Below are 2905 nucleotides of genomic sequence, written 5' to 3' on the forward strand. Positions count from 1 at the left end.
TTTTGGCTTGGTATAGCAACCGCTAAGATGGTTAGGACATTTTTAATTCCACTTTCCACGACCTTGTATTCCTTCTTCCTTCTTCCGACTTCCTTCTTTTCACCCTTAGCAAAGCCGAGTTGTCCTGAGCGTAGCCGAAGCAAGAGCCTTCTTCCTTCTTTGTTCTTTCTTCTGCCATAACTGTCGGTTTTTCTAGTTGAGTTGCGATCGCCCGCAGGATTTCGCTGACGCTGCAAGGTTTCTTGAGATAGCCGTCTGCTGGCAGTTCGAGGGCTTGTTCCATTTCCGAGGCTGTCATGAAAATAAACGGAATTCTGGCGGTGGCAGGATACGATCGCAAAGCGGCGAAAACTTCAAAACCGTTGACTTGGGGCATCATCACATCAGACAAGATTAAATCGGGAATTAGGGCGATCGCTAACTGGATGCCAACTCGTCCGTTTTCGGCACCGACAGCTTCAAAACCTCGCGATGCCAGAAGTTCTAAAACTGTTTCTCGAATTAAGTTATTGTCTTCTATTACTAATATTTTTTTCATGTTCTTGAGCACGCTATTTACTTTGTTGGTACTTGTATGTTATAATTTTTGCACCGCCAAATTTAAAAATTCAATAGGGTTATTGCAAAAAACCACTTTTTAGGGGTTTTGACGCGTAAAGCGCGATCGCACCTACGTGCAATATCTCATCAATTCGCCGCTTAGCTCGCTCAAAAAGACAAACTGTGAAGTTCACAAAATTACTGCCAAGAGCGTAAAATATCAGTTGGTGTATCGCGATTTTTTGAGGAAAAGAATATGTCAGAATTTTTAGACTTTCTCAGACATCAGTTCGCCTACGTTGCAATTGGCGAATTTAAACCAGGAAAATTCAAAGAAGCAGAAGAACTTTTTGGCAAAGCAGTCGCCACCTATGCCACAGGTTTTAAGGGAGCATATTTGCTGCAATTGCCGAATACAGACAAAGGTATTGCCATCATTTTTTGGGAAAGCGTAGAAGAGATGGCAGCAAATCAAAGCGAAGCTTATCAGGAAATATTGAAGCAGATGACGCCTTTGTTTGCCAAAATTCCCGACACTGATGTTTATGAAATCGTCAGTGAAATTAACGCTAAAAATGAGTAATTAAAAATTGGGCAACCTGCGGGTCATTCCCATTCCCATCGGCGTCTTGCGCCCGACTCCGCTGTAAAGTGCAAAATCTGCTAAAGCATTAATTTGCTTGACAGCAAGCGGATTGACATCTCCCATAATTCGGTAACTAACCTCGCCGACGCAGCCAATAAATTTACTGCGAGAATCCGTACAAACTTCGGTGCGGATATCGAAGAAACTGGGAAAAATAGCTTCTGTGAAAGTAGGTTCGATCGCAATTTCGCTGTACTTGTTCCAACGATTTGCCAAACTGCCAAAAATACTCTCTCTGCTTGGCATTGCACTGTCGTACACGCCTTGCCGAAAATTCGTAGGAGTGCAGAAAGTAAGCGCAATTTGGCGCTCAGTTTCCGAAGCTTTTTCAAACAATTCGGCGTAACTGCAAAAGTTTACCCACGGCTGGTTTGCACCCTGTTGGCTGACAATGTTAGTCACGTACAAATCTGTCGGGCCTAGATGCCACGGGCGGTCAAAATTTAGTTGCTGCCAAAGTTGAGTTAGGCGATCGAACAAACCGTCATCCAGCAGAGAAATGCGCCACCAAATCGCTGTATTTTCCCCAATTGCTTGCTTGTGTTCCCACTGTAGGGCCTGCGAAACAGTGCGCGCAGCCGGAGGCAAAACTCTCTTTTGTGGCTGTGGGTTGCTAGTTTTGTAAGTCTCTTTTCTGCTTACTTGGAAAGGGCTTAATGTGAAAGCTTTTTCGTTGGATTGGTCGTGCAGGTACGCGCTCAAATCGCTGTCTACAGCACTCACAAGGTTGAGAAATAAGGCGTGGAGATGCCGTCCCGTTAAAAATTGGGATGGGATTGGTGCAACTGGTAGTAGGTTTAAAATAAGGCTGTGAGGCATCTTTTAATTATAGATCGATCGCGCTCCAAGTTTCTCTTAAGCAAGCAAAATAGATAGCAGGTAGGCAATACATCGCAGGTAAAACCGATGAACCCATTAAATCCGGAAGTCTCGATGCAGGAATTGCAGGCGCGAGTCGCTCAACTGGAACATGAGAATGCAGCGCTGCGAAGTTCAGAAAATCGCGATCGCCTCCTAGAAGCGACAGCAACGGCTGCTAAAGCCTTACTCACCATTGAAAACTTAGACGAAGCGGTCAATTCGGCGCTGCAAATTATCGGGGAATGCTTGGATTGCGATCGGGTTACAGTAATCGATCATTTTGACGACCCATCTCAACCATTACCCTGCTGGCGGATTTTGTACGAGCGGGATTCACCTCACACAGTGTCACAAATTTCTCATTCTCAAGCAGCCCAAGGAACTTATCAGGGAATTCAGGACTGGACTCAAAAAAACCCTCGATGTCTTAGCAACGGAACCCGAACTCGATCGCGCTTTAGGTCACGTTTTGCAAGTCACCTCCGAACAACTCGAATCATCATCCTCAGCGCTGTGGCTATTTCGTCCAGAGTCCGATCGCTTCTCAATATATTTGGTTTATCTCAACGGCGAAATCATTGCAGCTTTACCCGAAACAGTCGATCGACTCAACGGACAATGGCTGCGCGATCGCGTCCCAGTGATTTAGCATTCAAACAGCACATTCGCGATCGCGCCCCAGTGATTTACGACTTAGAGGATCACCCAGAAAGTACGCCAATACAGCACCGATTTATGCAGCGTTTGGGCGTAAAAATGCTGTTAGGAATACCGCTGTTGCTAGGTTCGGAAATAGTCGGCAGCTTGACCGAAAGCATCCAGGATACAAGCCCCCGGATTCATCCGTGGAGAAATAAA

4 protein-coding genes are annotated in these 2905 nt (G+C 45.5%); 2 read left to right on the top strand and 2 right to left on the bottom strand.

Annotation, left to right across the window (positions count from 1 at the left end):
- Nucleotides 1-31 precede the first annotated feature (31 nt).
- On the bottom strand, nucleotides 32-538 hold the full coding sequence (locus tag QT974_RS18415) for a response regulator (protein ID WP_333469883.1): 507 nt from the start codon (nucleotides 536-538) through the stop codon (nucleotides 32-34).
- A 258-nt stretch (nucleotides 539-796) separates the two neighbouring features.
- On the opposite strand from QT974_RS18415, the gene QT974_RS18420 reads away from it, so the two are divergent.
- Entirely contained in the window at nucleotides 797-1123 is a 327-nt protein-coding gene (locus tag QT974_RS18420) for an antibiotic biosynthesis monooxygenase (RefSeq protein WP_333469884.1), read from the top strand.
- Here the strand turns inward: QT974_RS18420 and cas6 are convergent, their stop codons facing one another.
- Nucleotides 1124-2005, bottom strand: coding sequence for a CRISPR-associated endoribonuclease Cas6 (gene cas6, locus QT974_RS18425; protein WP_333469885.1), 882 nt, complete (start codon nucleotides 2003-2005; stop codon nucleotides 1124-1126). It abuts the gene before it with no gap.
- Nucleotides 2006-2092: 87 nt separating this feature from the next.
- Between cas6 and QT974_RS18430 the strand changes: the two genes are divergently transcribed.
- On the top strand, nucleotides 2093-2905 hold an 813-nt coding region (locus QT974_RS18430; RefSeq protein ID WP_442933191.1), incomplete at its 3' end, for a hypothetical protein.

This window comes from Microcoleus sp. BM001215392, from assembly GCF_036700185.1.
In the GTDB taxonomy this organism is placed as follows: domain Bacteria; phylum Cyanobacteriota; class Cyanobacteriia; order Cyanobacteriales; family Microcoleaceae; genus Microcoleus.

Coding starts and splice junctions, on each gene's coding strand:
- QT974_RS18420 (WP_333469884.1), top strand. CDS start 797: ATGTCAGAATTTTTAGACTTTCTCAGACATCAGTTCGCCTACGTTGCA.
- cas6 (WP_333469885.1), bottom strand. CDS start 2,005: ATGCCTCACAGCCTTATTTTAAACCTACTACCAGTTGCACCAATCCCA.
- QT974_RS18415 (WP_333469883.1), bottom strand. CDS start 538: ATGAAAAAAATATTAGTAATAGAAGACAATAACTTAATTCGAGAAACA.